The 22,819-nt window shown below is 36.2% G+C and carries 18 protein-coding genes; 7 read left to right on the top strand and 11 right to left on the bottom strand.

The annotated features are described in order from the left end of the window. Positions 1 to 3: 3 nt before the first annotated feature. Positions 4 to 1,671, bottom strand: a complete 1,668-nt coding sequence (locus tag QWY86_RS14885) for a sensor histidine kinase (protein ID WP_290243133.1) — start codon at positions 1,669 to 1,671, stop codon at positions 4 to 6. Positions 1,672 to 1,674: 3 nt separating this feature from the next. Further along, positions 1,675 to 3,561, bottom strand: coding sequence for a S9 family peptidase (locus QWY86_RS14890; RefSeq protein ID WP_290243134.1), 1,887 nt, complete (start codon positions 3,559 to 3,561; stop codon positions 1,675 to 1,677). A 224-nt stretch (positions 3,562 to 3,785) separates the two neighbouring features. Here QWY86_RS14890 and QWY86_RS14895 point away from each other — a divergent pair, with 224 nt between their 5' ends. Further along, positions 3,786 to 5,609, top strand: coding sequence for a tetratricopeptide repeat protein (locus QWY86_RS14895; RefSeq protein ID WP_290243135.1), 1,824 nt, complete (start codon positions 3,786 to 3,788; stop codon positions 5,607 to 5,609). Here the strand turns inward: QWY86_RS14895 and QWY86_RS14900 are convergent. Beyond that, on the bottom strand, positions 5,606 to 5,935 hold the full coding sequence (locus tag QWY86_RS14900; RefSeq protein WP_290243136.1) for a hypothetical protein: 330 nt from the start codon (positions 5,933 to 5,935) through the stop codon (positions 5,606 to 5,608). The genes QWY86_RS14895 and QWY86_RS14900 overlap by 4 nt on opposite strands. A gap of 138 nt (positions 5,936 to 6,073) precedes the next feature. On the opposite strand from QWY86_RS14900, the gene QWY86_RS14905 reads away from it, so the two are divergent. Further along, positions 6,074 to 6,376: a DUF4286 family protein gene (locus QWY86_RS14905; protein ID WP_290243137.1), complete on the top strand. Its 303-nt coding sequence runs from the start codon at positions 6,074 to 6,076 to the stop codon at positions 6,374 to 6,376. A gap of 9 nt (positions 6,377 to 6,385) precedes the next feature. Here QWY86_RS14905 and QWY86_RS14910 read toward each other — a convergent pair whose 3' ends face one another. Genes QWY86_RS14910 through rsgA form a run of 3 tightly spaced genes read right to left on the bottom strand, consistent with a single transcriptional unit; the run spans position 6,386 to position 8,143 of the window. Continuing rightward, entirely contained in the window at positions 6,386 to 6,712 is a 327-nt protein-coding gene (locus tag QWY86_RS14910; protein WP_290243138.1) for a nucleotide pyrophosphohydrolase, read from the bottom strand. 3 nt (positions 6,713 to 6,715) lie between these two features. Then, the gene (gene dtd / locus QWY86_RS14915) at positions 6,716 to 7,168 is read right to left on the bottom strand and encodes a D-aminoacyl-tRNA deacylase (protein WP_290243139.1); all 453 of its coding nucleotides are present in this window, start codon (positions 7,166 to 7,168) and stop codon (positions 6,716 to 6,718) included. A gap of 54 nt (positions 7,169 to 7,222) precedes the next feature. Continuing rightward, complete coding sequence (gene rsgA / locus QWY86_RS14920; RefSeq protein WP_290243158.1) at positions 7,223 to 8,143, bottom strand: ribosome small subunit-dependent GTPase A; 921 nt, start codon at positions 8,141 to 8,143, stop codon at positions 7,223 to 7,225. A gap of 387 nt (positions 8,144 to 8,530) precedes the next feature. Between rsgA and QWY86_RS14925 the strand changes: the two genes are divergently transcribed. The 5 genes from QWY86_RS14925 (at position 8,531) to QWY86_RS14945 (ending at position 15,625) form a co-directional block, all read left to right on the top strand. Continuing rightward, positions 8,531 to 8,977, top strand: a complete 447-nt coding sequence (locus QWY86_RS14925) for a GyrI-like domain-containing protein (RefSeq protein ID WP_290243140.1) — start codon at positions 8,531 to 8,533, stop codon at positions 8,975 to 8,977. Positions 8,978 to 9,902: 925 nt separating this feature from the next. Continuing rightward, positions 9,903 to 12,350, top strand: coding sequence for a bifunctional aspartate kinase/homoserine dehydrogenase I (gene thrA, locus QWY86_RS14930; RefSeq protein WP_290243141.1), 2,448 nt, complete (start codon positions 9,903 to 9,905; stop codon positions 12,348 to 12,350). A 78-nt stretch (positions 12,351 to 12,428) separates the two neighbouring features. After that, on the top strand, positions 12,429 to 13,361 hold the full coding sequence (locus QWY86_RS14935; RefSeq protein ID WP_290243142.1) for a homoserine kinase: 933 nt from the start codon (positions 12,429 to 12,431) through the stop codon (positions 13,359 to 13,361). A gap of 81 nt (positions 13,362 to 13,442) precedes the next feature. After that, positions 13,443 to 14,750, top strand: a complete 1,308-nt coding sequence (gene thrC, locus QWY86_RS14940) for a threonine synthase (protein WP_290243143.1) — start codon at positions 13,443 to 13,445, stop codon at positions 14,748 to 14,750. A gap of 140 nt (positions 14,751 to 14,890) precedes the next feature. Beyond that, positions 14,891 to 15,625, top strand: coding sequence for an NUDIX hydrolase (locus QWY86_RS14945; protein WP_290243144.1), 735 nt, complete (start codon positions 14,891 to 14,893; stop codon positions 15,623 to 15,625). A gap of 46 nt (positions 15,626 to 15,671) precedes the next feature. On the opposite strand, the gene QWY86_RS14950 is transcribed toward QWY86_RS14945, so the two are convergent. From QWY86_RS14950 to metH, 5 genes are all read right to left on the bottom strand, one after another. Beyond that, complete coding sequence (locus QWY86_RS14950) at positions 15,672 to 16,085, bottom strand: tail fiber domain-containing protein (RefSeq protein WP_290243145.1); 414 nt, start codon at positions 16,083 to 16,085, stop codon at positions 15,672 to 15,674. Between the two features lie 85 nt (positions 16,086 to 16,170). Then, a complete protein-coding gene (locus tag QWY86_RS14955) occupies positions 16,171 to 16,470 on the bottom strand; it encodes a hypothetical protein (RefSeq protein WP_290243146.1) in 300 nt (99 codons plus the stop codon). Between the two features lie 45 nt (positions 16,471 to 16,515). Further along, positions 16,516 to 17,907 carry a pyridoxal phosphate-dependent decarboxylase family protein gene (locus tag QWY86_RS14960; RefSeq protein WP_290243147.1) on the bottom strand — a complete coding sequence of 464 codons (1,392 nt, stop codon included), beginning with the start codon at positions 17,905 to 17,907 and terminating at the stop codon, positions 16,516 to 16,518. A gap of 30 nt (positions 17,908 to 17,937) precedes the next feature. Further along, complete coding sequence (locus QWY86_RS14965; RefSeq protein WP_290243148.1) at positions 17,938 to 18,891, bottom strand: methylenetetrahydrofolate reductase; 954 nt, start codon at positions 18,889 to 18,891, stop codon at positions 17,938 to 17,940. Between the two features lie 186 nt (positions 18,892 to 19,077). Next, positions 19,078 to 22,779 (bottom strand): methionine synthase, encoded by a 3,702-nt coding sequence (metH, locus tag QWY86_RS14970; RefSeq protein WP_290243149.1) that lies wholly within the window; start codon positions 22,777 to 22,779, stop codon positions 19,078 to 19,080. Between the last annotated feature and the right edge of the window lie 40 nt (positions 22,780 to 22,819).

Here is a 22,819-nt window from a genome sequence, read left to right on the forward strand (position 1 = left end):
CTGTTAACTATTATATGGCAATACAATTTTAAATTCTGTGCCCACACCCACTTTACTCTTAACAGTAATTTCGCCAAGCATAAAGTTAACCAGTTCTTTACAAAATGCCAAACCCAAGCCTACACTTCCCATTTGGTTATATTCGTTCTGTATTCTAAAAAACTTCTTAAAGATATTATTTAATTCTGAAGATGGGATGCCGATTCCTTTATCAGCAAAGCGAAAAACCAAAACGCCTTTTATCAGCTTTGCGCTAATGTGCAGTTTCTTATTTTCTGGTTTAGAATACTTATAAGCATTCTCTGCTAAATTATCGAACAAACTACCCAATAAAACCGGATCCGTTATAAAGGTTTTAAATCCTACAACTTCGTATGTTATAGCAAAATCGGGATGTTTCAAGGTGTGCGATTCTATTGTACTTTCAATAAAATCTTTAATATTAACCTCTTCCTGGTTAAATTTAATGGCCTTATTCTCAATTTGAGTAAATGCGAGTAATTTATTCATCAAACCATTTAATTTATCAGCTTCTTCATCTAAAATCTTACCATAAAGATGCTGTTCCTTTTGACTTAAAGATGGTGCGCTTTTAATATTATTACCCGCAATTTTAATTACACTCACCGGCGTTTTAAACTCATGCGTTAGGTTATTTACAAAATCGTATTGTAGCTTAAACATTTTACTGTTGATGTTTAAGTTTCTATAAATTAAAAAGGCCACTAACAACAATACTCCATAAACCAAAAGCAAAACCAGCGCAATTGGCAAAAAGTAGATAAAAATTTCTTTTTTTATGTATGATTTTGAAGAAGTGAAATACAATTTAAAATCTGAAAAAGCACCCGGCAAAGCAATTTCAGTTGTTATATTTTCATCTGATGTATCTATCGGATCGTAAGTTAAAGGCTCAACCTTGATGCTTTGATACAATAAAGGGCGAGTATTAATAACGTTTATTTTGTAAGGATTCAATTCGAAAACCAGCATATCTTGCTGATACACCGGAGAAGGCTCAAGCTTACGCTGAAGCATTTCTTTATACATTTTTAAATCTTCCTGACGAGGGATGTTTAAGTAAGTTATCTTGTTTGATAAAACGACCGAGAAATTTGTAAATAATTCTTCCTGCGATGGAACCGAAGCCGTATCGAGCTGGTCAATAAAACGAACAAGTTTTAATGCCATTCCATTAAAGTCATCATTAACTTTAAAAGAGCGGGTATCGTCTTCAGAAAATAATTTAACAGAATCGGGCTTTACCGTTTTACCAAATTGAAATATAGATTTTGGTCCGATTGAGAAATGGCCCGCATTCATTCCATCTTTAACCGGCGTATTTTTAACCTCCGAATCGTAAAACGTTACTTTAGATACGAAAGGATATTTCAGTGTAACGGTATCAACAAATTTAGAGGCAGTAGCCGAATCTAAAAAGCCATTGTAATAAGAAACTTCAGGTATTTTATTCTGGAAGAATTCATTATAAGATTGAATACTTTGCTCTAAAACGTTAACCTTTTCTGAAACAAATTCATTTTCGATTGATTTTTTGCTGTAATTAAAAGCTAAAAACAATGAAAGAATAAAGAGTACAGAGATGAGCACGATGAAGGTAACACTCAACGAGAAATTTTTCCGATAACCACTCTTCTTTTCCAAGGCCATAACCTATTTTTTATTCAGGTTTTCTTGTAAAAATTCTTCCAGCGCCTTATATAAAGCAGTTCTACCCTGCTGCCTTAAAACCGGATTCGGACCTTCTTCTTTCTCTATGTAAGTAACAGAAACATTGCTTTTTTTAAGTTCTTTTACAAATTGAACGCCTTGCGCAACATTTACGCGAGGGTCTTTTGGGTTTTGAGCAATAAAGAGCGGTGCTTTAAATCTATCTGCATGAAAAACAGGCGATGCAAAACGAATGTAATCAGTATCAGTTTCAGGGTTGCCAAATATTTCATAGTACATCTGCAAATTTGATTTTAAGAATGGCGGTATTGTTGTTAAATAGCTAAATAAACTGATTACTCCAGAATTTGAGCCACCACAAGCATAAATATCGGGATTTTTATATAAACAATTTAGTGCAATAAATCCACCTAATCCATTACCATAAATGGCAACTTTTTTAGGATTTGCAATTTTTTTCTGAACGAGCCATCTAACACCATCGTTAACATCTTCTTGAATTTTATCACTCCATTCCCTAAATCCGGCAGCATAAAATGATTTACCATAACCACCAGAACCACGGTAGTTAACCTGCAATACAGCATAACCCCTATTTGCAAGAAATTGAACATCGGCATTGTAGCCCCAAGTATTTCTACTGCCTGGACCATTATGAGGCAAAACCACAACGGGTAAATTTGTTGGCTTTTTATTTTTTGGCAGCGTTAAATAGCCGTTTATCTGCAAGCCATCACTAGCTTTATAACTTATTGGCTTCATTTGGCTCATATCATCCTCACTAATTGATGGATTGATATCTGCCAGTTTTTTAAGCTTATTCTGGTTAACTATATACAAATAGTAAGAACCTGGGTTTCTATCTGTATAAGTTCTAACTACAAAAACATTATCATTTTTATCTTTATCCATTATTCGCCACTCGGCTCCAGGTAAAAGCTGATCTATTTTTGAATAAGTAATTCTGGTACTATCATCTAAATAATATTTTTCTTTCTTCCAGGTTTCGCAAGTAACAAACATCATTCTCTTCTTAGCCTTCGAGTATTTGGCATCAACTACATTTAGCGTGTCGTTACTAAACAAAACCTGCTTTTCTGCTCCTGTTTTTAAATCTAATGCCACCAAGGCATTTTTATCTCTGTTTACGTTAGAAATGGCGTAAAGCACATCAGTTTCATTTTCTGAGAAGGCAACTGGTTGGAGCGTTGTTTCGAAATTGTTTGTAATTACCGCCTTAAATGGTAAACGTTCGTTCTCGCGATATAAAAGTGTCTCATTCACGCCATCACTAGCCACAGCAATTTTTAAAATCCCTTTATTATCGGTTACCCACTCTGTAACATTACCAGGATTTTTCGCTGCAATATCCATATTTCCAGTACGAACATTAAGTCTGTAAACATCAAAAACAGTTGAATCTCGTTTATTTGAAGCAACGATAATATACTTATCATCAATAAGCTGATCTTCTATAACACGCAGTCGATTTTTTTCGTTCGAACTTAGTTGTTTTCGTTTGCTCCCATCTTTACTCACCACGAACAAATCAGATTTTCTTTCTTTGGATTCATCTTCGGTATAATAAATCAACTCATTATTACTGGTCCAGAAATAAAAACTTATGCTTTTTTCTTCCAGATGAGTAAGTTGTTTCACTGTTCCATTTTCAATATCCTCTACAAAAAGATCTAGTTTTTTATCCTGAAGTTTTAAATATGAAAGAGATTTCCCATCGGGAGATACATGGTAGTATGCTTTATCTTGAGTACGAAAAAAATTATCTACAGGAATAGTTTGCTCTTTTTTTGAACCTTTGCAAGCCAAAATAAAAGCCACTACAGCCAATAAAACAATTCTTTTAAACATAATCTCTTTTTTCGGGACGACAAAAATATAATAACCTAATAGCTTAAGGGTATTATGCAGTAAGAATGTTACCAACATTGCAAATACCCGATTAGTTCCAATTTAGTATTTAAAATAAACAGACGAAATAAAATACAGGTAACATTTAAAATACGTTTTATCTGCTAATGGAGTTTAAAGAATTAGGTATTAAAATGTTACATTTAAAACGAATATTTTCTATAATGAAGTCTGTAATTTTTATTCTTTTAGTTCTGACTGCCATCGCTTCGAATGCACAAACATTTCGGCCTGGTAGACAAATTGCCAATGATGATGCATCGTTAGCAATTCAGTATTATCAGGATGGTGATTATGAAAAAGCTTCCGTTTTATTAGAAAAACTCTTCGCAAACCCAAATAACGAGGGTTATTTTGATATTTATTTTAATGTTTTGCTGAAGCTGAAAAAATATGATGTTGCAGAGAAAACAGTAAAAAAACAAATCAAGCTATCGCCTGATAATGAAATGTATGTGGTAGCCTTGGGTAAATTATATCAAGAAAAAGGCGATGCAACAGCGGCCAATAAAATATTTACCGAAGCAATAAATAAATTACCAAAAGACGAATTTCGGATTAGAATGCTTGCGAATAATTTTTATCGTTTTGAGAATTATGAATACGCAATACAAGCCTTTAAATATGGGCGAAAAATATTAAATGACGAGAAGGCTTTTGCATTTGAACTTTTAAACATTTATCGCTTTAAAAAAGACAAACCAATGTTGATGCAGGAATATTTGGATATTTTACCAACTGCTCCACAACTTCTACCACAGGCAGAAGCCGTTTTATCAATGATTTTCGAAGATAAAAATGATTACCAAACCTTCCAAGCCGGAATTTTAAAGAAAATTCAAAAAGCACCAGATGTTGAAATTTATATTCAACTGCTTACATGGAACTACATACAACAGCAAGAATATGATATGGCACTGCGACAGTTAATTGCTTATGATAAACGAACCAAAGCCGATGGAACTACGCTTTTTAATGCTGTTTATACTTTTGCTGATAACGGTGCTTTTGACACAGCAATTAAAGCTTACGAATACATAATTAGTAAAGGAAAAGAAAATCGATATTACCTTCCTGCCAAAATCGAATTGCTCAATACAAAATATAATATTCAAACCAAAGGGAAATTTAATATCGCAGATTTAGACCTATTAGCCAAAGATTATCAGGTTCTATTAGATGAAAACGGCAAAAACAAGAATACTTTATTTGCCATAAAAAAATGGTCGAACTTACAATCGTACTACTTAAATCAACCAAAAAAGGCTGAAATTGCCTTGGAGGAAGCGCTGAAATTGCCGGGATTAACTCCGCAGGAAAATGGCCAGCTTAAACTTGATTTGGGCGACATTTACATTTTAACCAAACAACCTTGGGAGGCATTTTTGGTTTATGAACAGGTAAGTAAGCAGTTTGAAGGACAACCGATTGGCAACGAAGCAAGATTTAGAAGCGCAAAACTTTCCTTTTATCAAGGAAACTTCGAGTATAGCATGAGTCAATGCTTAATTTTAAAAGCCGCAACCACCCAATTAATTGCAAACGATGCATTAAATTTAAGTCTTTTAATATCCGATAATATTCAAACCCCAACAGATAGTAATGCGCTAAAGATGTATGCCGATGCTGAAATGCTGGCATTTAGCAATTTGCCAGAGCAATCCATTAAAAAATTAGATAGTATTTCAATTGCATTCCCTCAAAATACGCTTGCAGATGCAATATTGATGAGCAAAGCAAAAATATTGATAAAATCAGATCAATTTGAAGCAGCCGCTGCAATTTTAAAACAAGTTGGCGAAAATTATAAAGATGGAATATGGACTGATGATGCCCTTTTTACCCTTGCTGATATATATGAAAAAAAGCTAAATGATTTAGTACAGGCTAAATTGTATTTCCAAAAGTTAATTACCGATTATCCGGGAAGTATGTTTAGTGCGGAAGCTAGAAAAAGATTTAGAAATTTACGCGGAGACGGTGTTTAATCCTCACCTTCCTTTTTCTCGTTCTCTTGCTTACCGTAACGTTTTTGCATTTCTAAGGCTAAACCAACTTCAATAATAAATGCATATAATGCACAATTAAAAACTAACCCAAAAAAGTATAGTGCAGAATTTACACTAAAAATCTTCCACAAAAAAGTATGGGTTGGAAATTGAAAAAACGAATATAAATCGGCTAGAGCACTTAGTAAAAAATTAGGCGCAAATACATTTTTATCCTGAGATACGAATGCAAAAAAACAAATTGTGGTTAAAACAGCAATAATAATAAATGCCTTGAAACATCTATATGGGCGAAAAAATTTCATTAAGGGGCGATTGTTAATTCTAAAACACTAAGATCGAAAAATTTATCATTTATTTTAACAAATTAAAAAGATTAATATTTTACATTCCGGCATCACAATTAAGGCATCATTAGCCAAGCATATTATTTATATTTGTACATGCTTTTATACAACGTAACCTTAATATTAGAAGATACTGCAGCAAATGAGTGGTTAAAATGGATGAATGAAATCCACATTCCCGAAGTTTTAGCTACGGGCATGTTTGTATCACACAGACTCTTAAAAGTAATAGATTCTCCAAATGAAGGTGTAACTTATTGTGCCCAATATGTGGTTGATAGTTTAGAGAATTACAATGAATATCAAGAAAAATATGCCCCAGCTTTACAAGAAGATTTAAATTCTAAGTTTAAAAATAGGTTTGTAGCTTACCGCAGTTTAATGGAGTTTGTTGGTTAAATACCCATATTATTTCAGTTTCTGATTATTTTTATGCCTGTCCGCATCGCGGATGGTTTTCTTTTGGAGATTTTTTTCAAGTGCTTCAGTTAAATTTATCCCGGTTTGATTGGCCAAACAAATCAACACAAACATAACATCAGCCATTTCGTCGGCGAGGTTAACATCTTCATCACTTTTTTTGAAAGATTGCTCTCCATATTTACGAGCCATAATACGGGCAACTTCACCAACTTCTTCCATTAAAATAGCCGTATTTGTTAGCTCATTAAAATATCTAATTCCAGTTGTGTTAATCCACTTATCTACAATTTCTTGCGCTTCGTTAATGGTCATCGCTTATTCCTTATTTTTAGTATCAATTACAATCGTAACCGGTCCATCATTAAGCAAACTTATTTTCATATCTGCGCCAAAAATTCCAGTTTCAACCTTTTTACCAAGCAAAGCTGATAACTTTTCTATCATTTTTTCATAAAGCGGTATTGCAAAATCGGGTCTGGCAGCTCTGGTAAACCCAGGTCGGTTTCCTTTTTTTGTAGCGGCAAACAATGTAAACTGACTGACTAAAAGAATGCTCCCACCAACATCGGCAAGTGCCTTATTCATTAAATCATTCTCATCAGAAAAAACTCGCATATTTACAATTTTCTGCGCAAGCCAATCTAAATCTTCAGCGGTATCGGCATCTTCAATACCTAAAAGCGCTAAAAAACCCAACCCTATTTGTCCTGTTATATGGCCATCAACAACGCAACTTGCATGTGTAACTCTTTGTAAAACTGCTCGCATAATAAACTTGAAAATTATAATGAGAAAGATAATATTTTGAATTATTGCCTTAAGTTAGTGTCTGGTATCGTTACCATGATAAATACTCAAGTAACTTTCATATCTCGAAACCGCAATTTCATCATTATTTACCGCCTCAATTACCGCACAACCAGGCTCATTTACATGGCGGCAATTATTAAAACGACAATTGTGTGAAGTTTGGAAAATCTCTCTGAAAAAATGTCCCAACTCTTCTTTTTCAATATCAATTACACCTAATTCTCTAATACCAGGCGAATCGACAATGAAACCACCTTGTGGCAGTTCGAACATTTCGGCAAAGGTTGTGGTATGTTGCCCCTTATCGCTCCAATCAGAAACTTCGCCGGTACGTAAATCTCTATCGGGTAATAAAGCATTAATTAAACTTGATTTCCCAACGCCCGAGTGCCCAGAAATTAAGGTAATTTTATCAGTTATAAGTTCTTGAATAACCGGAATATTTATCCCTTTTAACGCAGAAACTTGGTAACACGGATAACCTATGTTTTCGTAAATATCTTTAAATTCTTGTAATATTTCTAAGCCCTCTTTACTAAACAAATCCAGTTTATTAAAAACCAAAACAGCAGGCACATCATAAGCCTCGGCAGTTACTAAAAACCGGTCAATAAAACCTAAAGATGTTCTTGGCGAAGCCAATGTAACCACCAGAATGGCCATGTCTAAATTAGCCGCCAAAATTTGAGCCTGCTTGCTTAAATTAATCGATTTGCGGATAATGTAATTTTTACGAGGCAATAATTCGTTAATTAAACCTTGCTCGCTATCTCTCTCAAAATCGAATTTCACACGGTCGCCTACAGCAATCGGGTTAGTCGTTTTAATCCCTTTTATTCTAAATTTACCAACAATCCGGCAGTCGTAACGTTCGCCATTTTCGGCCAAAACACTGTACCAACTCCCTGTAGATTTAATAACTAAGCCTTGCATATTTACAACAAAGGTAACTAAAAGGATGGAAGATGTAAGTTGTAAAATCGAAGATGAATTGATTAAGATTTGGAAAGCAAAACCTTTATCTAATCTTAAAGTTAGTCCTGCTTTTTGCTTTATTCCGCTGAGCTTCATGCTCGCTACAATCAGGTTTAAAATGCAAAGACAGTACAAGAAACAAAGTTTTCACTGCATAGTGTCGCAATTTTAACTAGAGTAAAGTGGAATGCACAAATTCTATCTTTTATATACCTAATTACAAAGATTTCTCGGCTTCGCTCGAAATGACGGATAAACCTAAATTATTCTTTTTGCAACTAAATTTTGTTGAAAACCTAAATTAAAAATATTGGTTACAAGCAATATCTTCGTTTAAACCAAGCCATGAAAAATTTTAAAATTATCGGTATTTCGGTAAAAACAACAAATCAAAACAATCAGGCAGCAACAGATTTAGGCCAACTTTGGGGCAAGTTCTATAATGAACAAATCTTTAATAAAATCCCTAATAAAGAAAGTGATGATGTTTATGCCATTTATAACAATTACGAAAGCGATTACACCGGAAAATACACGGCCATTATCGGACAACGCGTAACTTCAATAGATGATATTCCTGAAGGGATGGTTGGCAAAGAGATTAATAACGAAACCTTAAAAAAATATATTGCAAAAGGCGAAATGCCAAATGCTGTGGTAGAAATATGGAAAGAAATTTGGAATGCTGATGCTAATTTAAACAGAACTTACATTGCCGATTTTGAAGTTTATGATGCTAAATCTCAGCAGGGTGAAGATTCTGAAGTAGAGATTTATATCGGGATTAGGTAAAGGCTAATTGCTTATTTTTCCGTTGGTTGAAACCAACGGCAATGAATTTTGAAAATGCAAATAGCATTTACCATTTTATTACATGCCGATTAGTAACCAAGACTGGTTGAAACCAACGGCAATGAATTTTGAAAATGCAAAAAAGCAAATAGTGGTTAACATTTCATTGCAGGCTGCTTTAGCTGCCTGTTATTTTATAATGTATAAGGGCTTTAGCCACCTCTAGCTTTATAAACCTATTGAGTGGCAAGAAACTCAAATAATGCCACAAACCTAATTTGGCTAAACCTGACAGACGCGAAAATACTTTTTGTTGCACTAAAATTAAATAGATTGCAGCAAAGTTCTTCTTCGCAATGACGAAAATTTAAGGTAGCACAGAAATCAAAAAGATTGCAGCAAATGGCAGGACTGCTGTAACCGAAGTGGACAGAACCTTGCTTTTCAAATTATTTTTTGTAGTACCTTATTCATTCCCTTCGTCATTGCGAGGCACGAAGCAATATATTAGCAAGGAGATTGCTTCGTGCCTCGCAATGACGAAATGCCACACAACATCAACTAATAAAACCCAATTTAGTTTCGAGTCCAAAAAATAGCGTTATTTCATTCAGTTAAACGTTTTATTAGAATATTTTCAAATAAATTTTAAAATTGTTTGCATTTAAGAAAAATAATCATCTACTTTACGGTGTACAAAGTACACAAAGAAACTATGACTTTTAACACTTCGATTATTACAACGATTATTATTACCACCGGGATAAACCAGCGGGGCTAATTTGTTGTAAATTGAATTAACATAAAACACAAAAAGCGTCCCGACACAAATCGGGGCGCTTTTTTTTTAAACCGAAAACCATAGAAAATTGCACAAACCATTGATTAACAAGCAAAATTGCAAGATTCATTAAAACCAAAAACAATGAAAGTATTAAAATTCGGCGGCACATCCGTAGGTTCGGCCGAGAACATTAAAACGCTGCTAAACATAGTAGCCAAAGAAAAATTACAAAGCAATCCGATAGTTGTATTATCGGCAATGAGTGGCGTAACCAATTTGCTAACCGATATGGCTGAAAAAGCCGAGCGAGGCGAAGATTACGATACCGGAATTAAGGAAATTGAAGCTAAACATTTCGCAGTTATCCGTTCGCTTTTACCGGCAGCAGCGCAAAATCCGGTTTTTACGCGTTTAAAAATTTTCTTTAATGAATTAGAAGATTTGCTGCAAGCTGTAACCAACCTTAAAGAGTTAAGCTTGCAGACCAAAGACCAGATTTTAAGCTACGGCGAGCGTTGCTCTTCTTTTATGATTGCGCACATCGCATCGCAACAATTTGCGGAGGCTTTGTATGTAAATGGCGCCGAATTTATTAAAACGGACAGCAATTTCGGACAGGCAAAGGTTGATACCGAGCTAACGGAAATGCTGATTAACGATTTCTATCAGGCAAACAAAGATAAAGTGCTTTTCGTAACAGGTTTTATTGCCAGCAATGCAGCAGGCAGAGTGACTACGCTTGGTCGTGGTGGTTCTGATTACACCGCAGCAGTTTGGGGCGCCGCTTTAAATGCAGAGGAAATCGAAATCTGGACTGATGTAAATGGCATGATGACTGCCGACCCACGCATCGTTAAAAAAGCTTTTTCTTTACCAGAATTGAGCTATACCGAGGCAATGGAATTGAGTTATTTCGGAGCGAAGGTAATTTATCCGCCAACGATGATTCCAGCTTTTATGAAGAAAATTCCGTTGGTTATAAAAAATACTTTCCAACCAGATTTTGCAGGAACTTATATAAAAAGCGACGTAAAAGCATCTAGTTTGTCGATAAAAGGCATTTCATCCATCGACCACATCAGTATCATCAACCTTACAGGTAGCGGTATGGTTGGAAAGGCTGGTTTTAGTGGCAGATTGTTCTCTCTACTTTCTCGCGAACAGATTAATGTGGTTTTGATTACGCAATCGTCATCAGAGCATAGCATTACTTTTGCTGTAAAACCTACAGATGCGGGTCAGGCAATTGCATTAATTAAAAAAGAATTTGAACTGGAGTTAGATGCCAATAAACTGGCTTTACCCGAAGTAGAAAATAACCTTGCCATTTTAGCCATTGTTGGCGAGAATATGAAACGTACACCAGGAATGAGTGGCAGATTGTTCAATGCTCTAGGTAGAAACGGTATCAACGTTAGGGCTATTGCACAAGGTTCATCAGAATATAACATTTCAGTAATTATCAGCGCAGCTGATTTATCAAAAGCAGTTAATGCCGTTCACGATGCTTTCTTTACCGATTTAAAACGTACGTTAAATATTTTCTGTTTAGGCACTGGAAACATCGGCAAAACTTTGTTTAATCAGTTAAAAGAGCAAATGCCTTTCCTGGCTGCCAATAACGATTTACAGGTTAAAGTTGCAGGGATTAGCAATACCCGAAAAATGATTTTTAATCCAGAAGGATTATCGCTAGAGGATTGGGAAAATGAGCTAAATCACAATGGCGAAAAAGCAGATTTGGCTGGTTTTGTAGAGCGGATGAAAGTCCTAAACTTGCCTAACTGCGTTTTTGTTGACAATACCGCAGCCGAAGGGCCCATAGCTTATTATCAAGGTGTTTTCGAAAGCAGTATTTCAGTGGTTACTTGTAATAAAAAAGGGAACTCGGCCGATTTTGCTCAGTACAAATCGTTTAAAGATACTGCCCGCAAATTTGGTGTCGATTTTTATTATGAAACCAATGTTGGCGCAGGTTTACCGATTATCCGTACCCTAAAAGAGCTGATGATGAGTGGAGATAAAGTGGCCCGAATTGAGGCAATTTTATCTGGAACAATTTCCTATATCTTCAACAATTTCAAAGGCGAAGCTGGTTTTTACGAAACTGTTAGAGATGCTCAGGAATTGGGTTACACAGAGCCAGACCCACGCGACGATTTGAACGGAAAGGATTTTATGCGTAAAATGTTAATTCTCGCTCGTGATGCAGGCTACCCATTAGAGGCGGATGATGTAAAAATTGATAATATTTTACCTGAAGCTTGTTTAAACGCAACTTCTGTTGAAGATTTTTATGAAGAATTACAGAAAAACGCAGCCTACTTTGAAAATTTGAAGAATCAAGCGGCAAACGATGGAAAAGTTTTGCGCTACATCGGTAAACTAGAAGATGGCAATGTAGAAATCAGCTTGCAAATGGTTGATGATAGTCATCCTTTCTACATGCTTTCTGGAAGCGATAATATTATTTCCTTCACTACAGACAGATATAAATCTCGCCCGCTTGTAGTAAAAGGCCCAGGTGCAGGCGCTGAAGTTACTGCAGCTGGTGTTTTCGCAGATATTATAAATGTGGGAAGCAATTAGAACAAAGAAAAGAGATTTTAATATAATTGATTTTGGGGCGAGGTCTTTAATCCTTGTTCCTTCATCCTTATTCCAATTATGAAAGATAACATAAGAGTTTTCGCTCCTGCAACCGTTGCCAATGTAGTTTGTGGTTTCGATGTATTGGGTTTCGCCGTTAACGAACCTGGCGATGAAGTGGAAATGCGTTTAACCGATACACCAGGCGTTAATATAAAAAGAATTACTGGCGATGATGGTAAATTACCTTTAGATGCTGCAAAAAATACAGTAAGCGCAAGTGTTCAGCATTATTTACAGCACATTAACCGATTAGATGTTGGGGTAGAAATCGAGTTGCATAAGAAAATGCCAATTGGTAGCGGTCTTGGTTCTAGCTCAGCAAGTACGGTAGCAGGCTTATACGCCATAAACAAATTGATGGGCGATTTATTAACCGCCAAAGAATTGGTTCCTTTTGCGATGAAGGGCGAAGAACTGGCTTGTGGTTATGGCCATGCCGATAATGTTGCGCCCGCCATAATGGGTGGTTTTGTTTTGGTTAGAAGTTACGAACCACTTGATGTAATTTCTCTGCCTACACCTGCAGGTATGTATGCCGCAATTGTTTATCCGCAGGTTGATGTGCCCACTAAAGATGCCCGTCAAATGATTCGCAGTAAGGTATTTTTAAAAGATGCAGTAACCCAATGGGGAAATGTTGCAGGCTTGGTAAGTGGATTATTCATGAATGATTTCGACTTAATTGGCCGAAGCATGAAAGACGTTCTGGTTGAACCAACCCGCTCTATCTTAATTCCTGGCTTTGAAGAAATGAGAAGCATAGCAATGGAAAATGGTGCAATCGGCTTCGGAATTTCTGGTTCAGGACCATCGGTTTTCGCTTTAACTAAAGATGAAGAAACTGCTAGAAAAATAACCAAAGCACAACAACAGCATCTTCACAAAATTAATATTAATAGCAAAGCTTTTGTTTCTTCGGTAAACGCCGAGGGACCGAGGGTATTGTAAGTTATAGGTAATAAGTTTTACGTTGTAAGTAGATTAGTTCTAAAACGTAAAACTTATTACTTAGAACCTAAAACTTAACTAATGAAACTATACTCAACCAACAATAAAGATTTACGTGTTTCTTTCAAAGAAGCCGTTTTTAACAGCATGCCGCAAGATAAAGGTTTGTACATGCCTGTAGAAATTCCACAATTGGATGCGGAATTTATTGAGAACATCGAACAATATTCTTTACCCGAAATTGCATTTCAGGTTGCATCAACTTTGTTAAAAGATGAAATTCCAGCAGAAGATTTGAAAGCCTTGATTGACGATGCCATCAATTTTGAAGCGCCTGTTGTAAAGCTTGATGATAAAACTTTTGTGCTGGAACTTTTCCACGGGCCATCATTAGCGTTTAAAGATTTTGGTGCTCGTTTTATGAGCCGCGTTATGGCCTTTTTCTTAAAAGATGGCGAACAATTATTAGATGTTTTAGTCGCGACATCTGGCGATACAGGTGGTGCAGTTGCGCTCGGTTTCTTAGGCGTACCGAATACGAGGGTTACAATTCTTTATCCAGAGGGAAAAGTGAGTCCGATACAGGAGTTGCAATTAACCACCAACGGACAAAACATCAGAGCTATTGAAGTGAAAGGTACTTTTGATGATTGCCAGGCTTTAGTTAAACTGGCTTTCGCCGATGATGAACTGAATGCTAAATTCCGTTTAACATCTGCTAATTCTATTAATATTTCCAGGTTAATCCCGCAAACCTTCTATTATTTTAACACTTATGCGCAGCTGAAAAAACAAGGCTTAAGCGAAATAATTTTCTCCGTTCCGAGTGGGAATTTTGGAAACATCGGCGCTGGTTTATTAGCCTACAAATTAGGTTTGCCTGTAAAAAAATTTATTGCTGCAACCAATATAAACGATACCGTGCCCCGCTTTTTAGAAACTGGTGTTTACGAAACCAAACCATCTACCCAAACCTATTCAAATGCTATGGATGTAGGCGCACCGAGCAACTGGGTTCGCATTATGGACTTATTTAACCAAGATGTAGATGCTTTGAAAAAAGTGGTCACTTCTTATCGCTTTAATGATGATGAAACTCTCGCAGGCATTAAAGAAATCGATACTAAATTTGATTACGTGGCCTGCCCGCATACCGCGATTGCATATTTGGCAATTGAGCAATACAGAAATGAAAATCCACATGATGCAAGTGCTGATGTATTTTTATCAACCGCTCATGCATGCAAATTTCCAGATATTTTCCCTGTGGACATTGCCGCTAAAATCGAAATACCAGAGCAAGTGCGTGCTTTGGAAAGTAAGCCACACTATGCTGAGAAACTAAATATAGATTTTGAAGGCTTTAAGCAATATCTTTTAAAAGGATAATAATTATTGAACTCTTTAAAAAATTTTGGTTTGCTAATATGAAATAAAAACCTGTTCACTGGCCATAGGATTCATGGGATATTTAAAATAAGAGAAACAAATTATTAATTTAGATGTCCTATTGACAAAACCGTATGCCAATGACTATTAAGGAAATTCAAGATTCAAGCGCAGACTTATACAGCAAAGCCTTACCCCATGTTTCTATTGACTGCGTAGTTTTCGGATTCAAAGAAAATAGGTTAAATGCTTTAATGTTAAAATTGAAGGGTGAGGAAAATTGGATGCTTCCAGGTGGTTATATTTATAAAAATGAAGCACTTGATGATGCCGCAAAACGCATCTTATTTGAAAGAAGCGGTGCTGATAAGATTTTCTTGAATGTATTTAATGTTTTCGGAAATTTAAATCGATCTGAAGCATTCTTTGAAGATTACAATGATGATTTGTGGCACAAACAACGTTTTGTAAGTATTGGCTATTATGCTTTGGTCGATCACACAAAAGTTACGCCTGTATTAGATGCTTACTCAGATAAATGCGAATGGGTTCCAATTGACAAACTCCCCGGTATGATTATGGATCATGGAGACATATTAAAAAAAGCACTAATTACTTTACGGGAGCAAATAAGTTATAAACCTATCGGATATAATTTATTACCCGAAACATTTACAATGCCCGAACTACAAGCATTATATGAAGCAATATTAGGTGAAAAATTAAACCGTGGTAATTTCTACAGAAAAATAATGCGCTATAATATTCTGATAAAACAAGATGAGTCTAGAAAAGGTGGTGCACATAAAGCGCCTAATCTTTATCGCTTTGACCAAGAAAATTATCAAAAAGCCTTAAACGGATTTAATTGGTAGCAATAAAAAAAGCCGAAAGAAATTTCGGCTTTTTTTATTGCGATTATTATTCACCCTTTTGTATTTTGAGTGATTGAAGCTCCTGTTTAAGCTCATCAATTTGTTGTTGCTGCTCTTTTATACTCCCAACTAAGAGAGGTATTAAACGCTCATAATCTACTTTTGTCATCGTTGCAGAATTAAAAGCATTTTTACCTGCTGGATATTGTTTCGCTTGCACAGCAACTACCGATGGTACAGCCGCTTTAGCATCCGCACCAACAAATCCATATTGTGGCGTTGATGGAAGTTTCAATCTTTCAGCCCAAGCTTTATCGTAATTAAAACTTACCGGCTGTAATTTCGAAACCATCTCCAAAGAATTGTTTACAGGTTTAACATTGTTTTGTGCAACTTCTTGTGCACTAAGTGTAAATGATGCGGCTACAAAAAATACCGCGAATGAAATTGCTCGTTTCATAATATGATGTATTTTGAATTAGAAAATAGTGATTGTCTTTATAAAAACAGAAAGACAAAGATGAAAGTTATATTAAAATATCTTTCTAAATGGATGGTGGAGGTGTTAAAACCTCAGGAAAATAGGCTGTAATTGAGAAATTATCAGGAATAATCAATTTCTTTTCAACTATTGAAAATGTATTTATTAATGAATCAAAAATGATTTGATTATCGAAATATTCATTTTCGACTTTCTTTTCCTCTTTCTCGGCATCATCACCTAAAATGGTGTATTCAGTTGTTGAAGTAGAGAATTTTAAATATGACAGTACATTGCTCACCTTGAAAAATAAGGTAAGTGCAACGCAAATGATTATCACATATTTAATATTTATAAACTTCATTAATACAAATATAAGTTGTACAATTTACTAAACAACTAATTGGAGTTAAAGTTCTGTCAGAATTTGAATGATTTCATTTTTCACCAAATCTACGTCAGCATGGGTTGTGCGCCAATTAACGAAGGCTGCTCTTATTCCCTTCTTACCTCTATAAGATGTTGCAGTCATAAATACCTTGCCACTACTATTTAAGGTATTTAAAAAGGTTTCAGTTTTTTCAGGATCAACAAGAGCAAAACAAACGGTATTCAAACGAACTTGTGCTAGTAATTCAAATGCAGTATTTCCTTCAATAAATGCAGCAAAATAGAGCGCATGTTCAACATTTTGTTCAATAATTTCTTGATAACCAGCTTTACCGTAGCTCATCAGTGTAAACCAAGCGGGCAAAGCTTTTAATCGACGAGAATTTTCTGGTAAGAAATTTAAATAACTAAAGTTTTCTAATGGATTACCTAAATAGGCAGCGTTTGAATTTTGGAAAGTCTCAACCTGCAATAATTGGTGGCTTTCTTTAATTAAAAATATTGCACTCTCATAAGGAACATTTAGCCATTTGTGGCAATCAATGGTTATACTATCTGCATTAGCCCAACCTTTTACCAAGTGTGCATATTTTGGAGAACAGGCGGCAAAACCACCAAAAGCAGCATCTATATGCCACCAGAAATTGTATTTACTTTTAAGTTTATTGATGGCTTCAAAATTATCAAAATCTACAGTATTTACAGTTCCGGCACTTGAAATTAAAATAAAAGGTTCACCATTTAAAGCTATAATTTTCTGCTCTAAATCTTCAACATTCAAAGCTTCTCTATTGCCTTTAGCAACTTCAATTTGGATGACGTTATTGCTACCCAAACCCAACATCGAAATAGATTTTACAGCTGATGAATGCGGAGTAGCCGATAAGACCTTAACATTTCCCGACAATCCATCTCTTGCAAAATCTTTACCATTCTGCTTTCCAATCCATTGTCTGGCTACAGCCAAGCAAGTAAAATTAGATAAGGTTGCACCCGTTACAAATCCACCGAAGAACTCTTTAGGTAAATTGAATAAATCCAGCAAAAGCTGAATCGTTTCCAATTCTATTGCGGCAGAAACATCGCCATTACCTTTTGCCGTTTGTGTATTTTGGTCATAAACTGTAGTCAACCAATCTCCTGCAATTGCAGCTGGCGTTGTTCCACCAGTAACAAAACCCCAATATCTTGGCCCTGAAGACGCTACAATGGTAGGCTCAAAACGCTTGTTAAATTGCCTTAAAGTTTCCTTCGTACCTAACCCATTCTCGTTTAATTCGAAAATGGGTTTCAGCTCAAAATTACTTTTTGTTGGCCTGTTATCAACATCATTTAAATAATCTAAACCCTGTTGAGAAACTTGATTAAGTATTTCCTCAAGGTTTTGTAAATCGTTATTTAGATGATTCATGATATTATTATTTTTAGCTATTACGAATAATTAAAATATCGCTCTCGCAATTTGTTTCGTTTGTTCTGGTCTGCCCATGGTGTAAAAATGTAAAACTGGCGCACCAAAATCTATCAATTCTTTACATTGCTTAATCATGGCCTCTGTTCCAATTTCCTTTGCTTCAGCATTGCTTTTTGCATGAGATAATGCATCAGTTAATTCATCCGGCAAATCGATATGGAAAATTTTAGGTAAAACATTTAATTGAGTAAGTGTACTGATTGGTTTCAAACCTGGAATAATCGGTACGTTGATATCATTTTCACGGCATTTTTTAACAAAGTCGAAATACTTTTGATTATCGAAGAACATTTGTGTTACGATGAATTCTGCACCCATGTCAACCTTTTTCTTCAAGTATTTAAAGTCGGCATTTAGGTTTGGGGCTTCGAAATGTTTTTCCGGATATCCGGCTACACCAATACAGAAATCACTTTTAAACGTCTCTATATCTTCATGTAAGAATTTACCTTCATTATGGTTCTTAATGTGCTCGATTAAATCTGTAGCATAACAATGTCCACCCTTTGTTGGCACAAAAGCACTATCCGCAGCACGTGCATCGCCACGCAAAGCCAACACATTATCAATACCCAAAAACTGTAAATCGATAAGTGCATTTTCCGTTTCTTCTTTGGTAAAACCACCACAAATTAAATGCGGAACGGCATCAATTTTATATTTATGAATAATTGCAGCACAAATGGCAATGGTTCCGGGGCGTTTACGATAGGATACTTTTTGTAATAAACCATTTTCCTGCTCTTTATAAATGTAATCTTCTCTTAATGAGGTTACATCAATAAAAGGTGGGTTAAATTCTAAAAGTGGGTCAATCGCATCATAAATCCATTGTATGCTCTGGCCTTTTATTGGTGGCAATAATTCAAAAGAGAATAACGCTTTACCGTTTGCGTTTTTTATATGGTCTGTAATTTTCATTGTCTTGATTTAGTCAATTATATAAAACTTAATTACCAAGCTTTAGATAACAGAAGCATGTTAATTTATATCTAAGTCGTCATTTCGAGCAAAGCCGAGAAATCTTTGAACCTTGCTATTAAGTTCAAAGATTTCTCCATTTCGCTGCGCTCCAGTCGAAAAGACGGTCATTTCATCAAAGCAAATCTAATACGCCAAATTAGGACTCAGCCATCGCTCAACCTCTTCAACAGACATATCTTTCCTTATAGCATAATCATCAATCTGGTCTTTTGTGATTTTACCCAAACCAAAATATCTTGAGTCGGGGTTGGCGAAATAAAATCCACTTACCGCTGCTGTAGGATACATGGCATAACTTTCTGTTATCTTCAAACCTATTTTTTCTTCTGCATCTAAAAGGGCAAATAAAGTTCCTTTTTCGGTATGTTCAGGACAAGCAGGGTAACCTGGCGCCGGACGAATACCTACATACTCTTCCTTAATTAAAGCTTGATTGTTTAGATTTTCATCTTTTGCATAACCCCAATATTCCTTGCGAACCAATTCATGTAATTTTTCTGCAAAAGCCTCTGCTAAACGGTCAGCAAGTGCTTTTACCATAATACTGTTATAATCGTCGAAGTTTTTTTCAAACTCAGCGACCAGTTCGTCGCATCCTATGCCAGTTGTAACTGCAAAACCACCAAAATAATCTTGCACACCGCTGTCTTTATCTGCAATAAAATCTGATAATGCATAATAAGGTTGACCATCGACTTTTTCTGCTTGCTGGCGTAAAGTGTGAATCCGTACCTTGTCTGCTTTACCATTTTTCAGTTTTTCGTCTACTTGGAGTGTATTGCTCGCCACTTCAAGCTCTATATCATCGCCTACGGCATTGGCTGGCCAAAACCCAAATACTGCTTTTGCAGTTAATAGCTTTTCGTTTACAATTCTACTTAACAATACTTGCGCATCATCAAAAAGTTTTTTGGCTTCATCGCCAACATTTTTATCATCAAATATTTTAGGGTAACTACCGCGAAGTTCCCAGGTATGGAAAAATGGCGTCCAATCTATGTATGGTACAAGTTCTGCCAAAGGATAATCTTCCAATACCTTCGTTCCAGTGAAACTTGGTGCTGGTGCAACCTTAGTAAGGTCTATCTTAAATTTGTTTTCACGAGCCTGTTCCAAAGTTTTGAAACGCTTATCAGAACGTTTGTTTAAATGTGCTTCGCGAGCCTTATCATACTCCGCTCTAATCCCAGCAACATAATCACCTTTGGTTTCAGGATTCATTAAAGTACTGCAAACCGTAACACTTCTTGAGGCATCTAAAACGTGAATGGCAGGGCCTGAATAATTTGGTGCGACCTTAACCGCCGCATGAATACGTGAGGTTGTTGCACCACCGATAATTAAAGGAATGGTAAAGTTTTCACGTTCCATTTCTTTGGCGAAGTGAACCATTTCATCAAGCGATGGCGTAATTAAACCACTTAAACCAATAATATCTGCATTTATTTCTTTGGCTTTTTTGATGATATCCTGAGCAGGAACCATCACACCCATATCTACAATCTCGAAGTTATTACAAGCCAAAACAACGCCCACAATGTTTTTGCCGATATCGTGTACATCGCCTTTTACGGTAGCCATTAAAACCTTACCAGCTGATGAGCTTTGATTTTGGTCTGGATTATCTAACTTTTCTTGCTCAATAAATGGTAATAAATATGCAACGGCTTTTTTCATTACCCTTGCCGATTTTACCACCTGTGGTAAGAACATTTTCCCTGCACCAAATAAATCACCCACAATGTTCATTCCATCCATTAACGGCCCCTCAATAACCTGAATCGGGCGGGCATATTTCTGACGGGCTTCTTCTACATCATCATCCAGGTATTCAACAATACCTTTTACCAAGGAGTGGGATAAGCGTTCTTCAACCGTTCCTTTTCTCCATTCTTCATCCTTAACAAGTTCTTTGCCTTTTGATTTTACGGTATCAGCGTACTCCACCAATCGCTCAGTAGCATCTTCTCTCCTATTCAAAAGAACATCTTCTACTCGTTCTAATAATTCAGGTGGAATTTCCTGATAAACTTCCAACATTCCGGCATTTACAATCCCCATATCTAAACCAGCCTGAATGGCATGGTATAAGAATGCAGAGTGCATCGCTTCGCGGACCACATTATTTCCTCTGAAAGAGAATGAAATATTCGAAACACCACCGCTTACTTTTGCATAAGGCAAGTTTTCTTTTATCCACCTTGTGGCATTTATAAAATCGACAGCATAGTTGTTATGTTCTTCTAAACCAGTGGCAACGGTTAAAATATTCGGGTCGAAAATGATATCCTCTGGTGGAAAACCAATATCATGAACTAAAATATCGTAACTGCGTTTACAAATTTCTTTTCTACGCTCGTAATTATCGGCCTGACCTTGCTCATCGAATGCCATAACCACGACCGCGGCACCATACTGCATAATTTTTTTGGCGCTTTCACGGAATTTATTCTCACCTTCTTTAAGCGAAATCGAGTTTACAATTCCTTTTCCCTGTAAGCATTTTAACCCATTTTCAATAACCGACCATTTCGAGGAATCGACCATGATGGGTAACTTTGCAATATCAGGTTCTGAAGCAATTAGGTTTAAAAATTTGGTCATGGCCGCTTCCGAATCGAGCATACCTTCGTCCATATTTACATCGATGATTTGTGCACCACCTTCAACCTGTTGCAAAGCAACAGCTAAAGCAGCTTCGTAATCACCACCCAAAATGAGTTTAGAAAACTTAGGCGAACCTGTAATATTGGTTCTTTCACCAACGTTTACAAAAATACTTTCAGGCGTTATCGTTACGGGTTCTAACCCGCTCAAACGCATGTAAGGCTCAATTACAGGTAATTTCCTGGGCGATGCCTTTCTTGCGTTATTTGCAATACAACCAATATGTTCTGGTGTTGTGCCACAGCAACCGCCCACAATGTTTACAAAACCCGAAGCAATAAAATCATCTACTAAATGTGCCGTTTCATGAGGTTGCTCATCATAAGCACCAAACTCATTTGGCAAACCTGCATTTGGATAGGCAGAAACATAACATCCCGCTTTTGCGGCCAATTCTTCAATATGCGGACGCATTTCTTTTGCACCCAAAGCACAGTTAAAACCAATACTCAATGGTTTTGCATGCATTACAGAGTTTAAAAAAGCCTCGGCAGTTTGGCCGGAAAGCGTTCTACCCGAAGCATCGGTAATGGTACCAGAAATCATAATTTCCAGCTTGCGACCGATTACTTCTTCGTATTTTTTAATGGCTACAATAGCCACTTTAGCATTTAAAGTATCAAAAATGGTTTCAATTAAGAGTACATCAGCACCGCCATCTACCAAACCGCGTACCTGTTCGTAATACGCTTCCTCCAGTTCATCGAAATAAACCGCTCTGTAGCCTGGGTCGTTAACATTTGGCGACATGGAAAGTGTACGGTTGGTTGGACCAATAGCACCCGCAACAAAACATTTACGACCTGGATTATTTGCCATAAATTCATTTACGGCTTCCTTAGCTACCCTCGAACCTTCAAAACTCATCTCGTAAGACAAATCTTCCATTTGATAATCGGCCATGGAGATGCGTTGCGTACTGAAGGTGTTGGTTTCGATGATATCGGCACCAGCCTGTAAATATTCAAGATGAATGGCTTTAATAATATCAGGACGTGTAATGTTAAGCAAATCATTATTGCCTTTTACATCGCAAGGATGATTCTTAAAACGTTCGCCCCTAAAATCTTCCTCGGTTAATGTATAGCGCTGAATCATGGTACCCATAGCACCATCAATTACCAAAATACGCTTTTCTAATTCTTCTCTTATACCCATTTGAAATGTAAAATGTGAGATGGAAAATGAAAAATAGAAA

Origin of the sequence: Pedobacter aquatilis (assembly GCF_030409415.1) — a bacterium.
Taxonomy (GTDB): Bacteria; Bacteroidota; Bacteroidia; order Sphingobacteriales; family Sphingobacteriaceae; genus Pedobacter; species Pedobacter aquatilis.

Coding starts and splice junctions, on each gene's coding strand:
- metH (WP_290243149.1), bottom strand. CDS start 22,779: ATGGGTATAAGAGAAGAATTAGAAAAGCGTATTTTGGTAATTGATGGT.
- QWY86_RS14925 (WP_290243140.1), top strand. CDS start 8,531: ATGAAAAATTTTAAAATTATCGGTATTTCGGTAAAAACAACAAATCAA.
- rsgA (WP_290243158.1), bottom strand. CDS start 8,143: ATGCAAGGCTTAGTTATTAAATCTACAGGGAGTTGGTACAGTGTTTTG.
- QWY86_RS14950 (WP_290243145.1), bottom strand. CDS start 16,085: ATGAAACGAGCAATTTCATTCGCGGTATTTTTTGTAGCCGCATCATTT.
- QWY86_RS14895 (WP_290243135.1), top strand. CDS start 3,786: ATGAAGTCTGTAATTTTTATTCTTTTAGTTCTGACTGCCATCGCTTCG.
- dtd (WP_290243139.1), bottom strand. CDS start 7,168: ATGCGAGCAGTTTTACAAAGAGTTACACATGCAAGTTGCGTTGTTGAT.
- QWY86_RS14890 (WP_290243134.1), bottom strand. CDS start 3,561: ATGTTTAAAAGAATTGTTTTATTGGCTGTAGTGGCTTTTATTTTGGCT.
- QWY86_RS14945 (WP_290243144.1), top strand. CDS start 14,891: ATGACTATTAAGGAAATTCAAGATTCAAGCGCAGACTTATACAGCAAA.
- QWY86_RS14955 (WP_290243146.1), bottom strand. CDS start 16,470: ATGAAGTTTATAAATATTAAATATGTGATAATCATTTGCGTTGCACTT.
- QWY86_RS14965 (WP_290243148.1), bottom strand. CDS start 18,891: ATGAAAATTACAGACCATATAAAAAACGCAAACGGTAAAGCGTTATTC.
- QWY86_RS14910 (WP_290243138.1), bottom strand. CDS start 6,712: ATGACCATTAACGAAGCGCAAGAAATTGTAGATAAGTGGATTAACACA.
- QWY86_RS14885 (WP_290243133.1), bottom strand. CDS start 1,671: ATGGCCTTGGAAAAGAAGAGTGGTTATCGGAAAAATTTCTCGTTGAGT.
- thrA (WP_290243141.1), top strand. CDS start 9,903: ATGAAAGTATTAAAATTCGGCGGCACATCCGTAGGTTCGGCCGAGAAC.
- QWY86_RS14935 (WP_290243142.1), top strand. CDS start 12,429: ATGAAAGATAACATAAGAGTTTTCGCTCCTGCAACCGTTGCCAATGTA.
- QWY86_RS14900 (WP_290243136.1), bottom strand. CDS start 5,935: ATGAAATTTTTTCGCCCATATAGATGTTTCAAGGCATTTATTATTATT.
- QWY86_RS14905 (WP_290243137.1), top strand. CDS start 6,074: ATGCTTTTATACAACGTAACCTTAATATTAGAAGATACTGCAGCAAAT.
- QWY86_RS14960 (WP_290243147.1), bottom strand. CDS start 17,907: ATGAATCATCTAAATAACGATTTACAAAACCTTGAGGAAATACTTAAT.
- thrC (WP_290243143.1), top strand. CDS start 13,443: ATGAAACTATACTCAACCAACAATAAAGATTTACGTGTTTCTTTCAAA.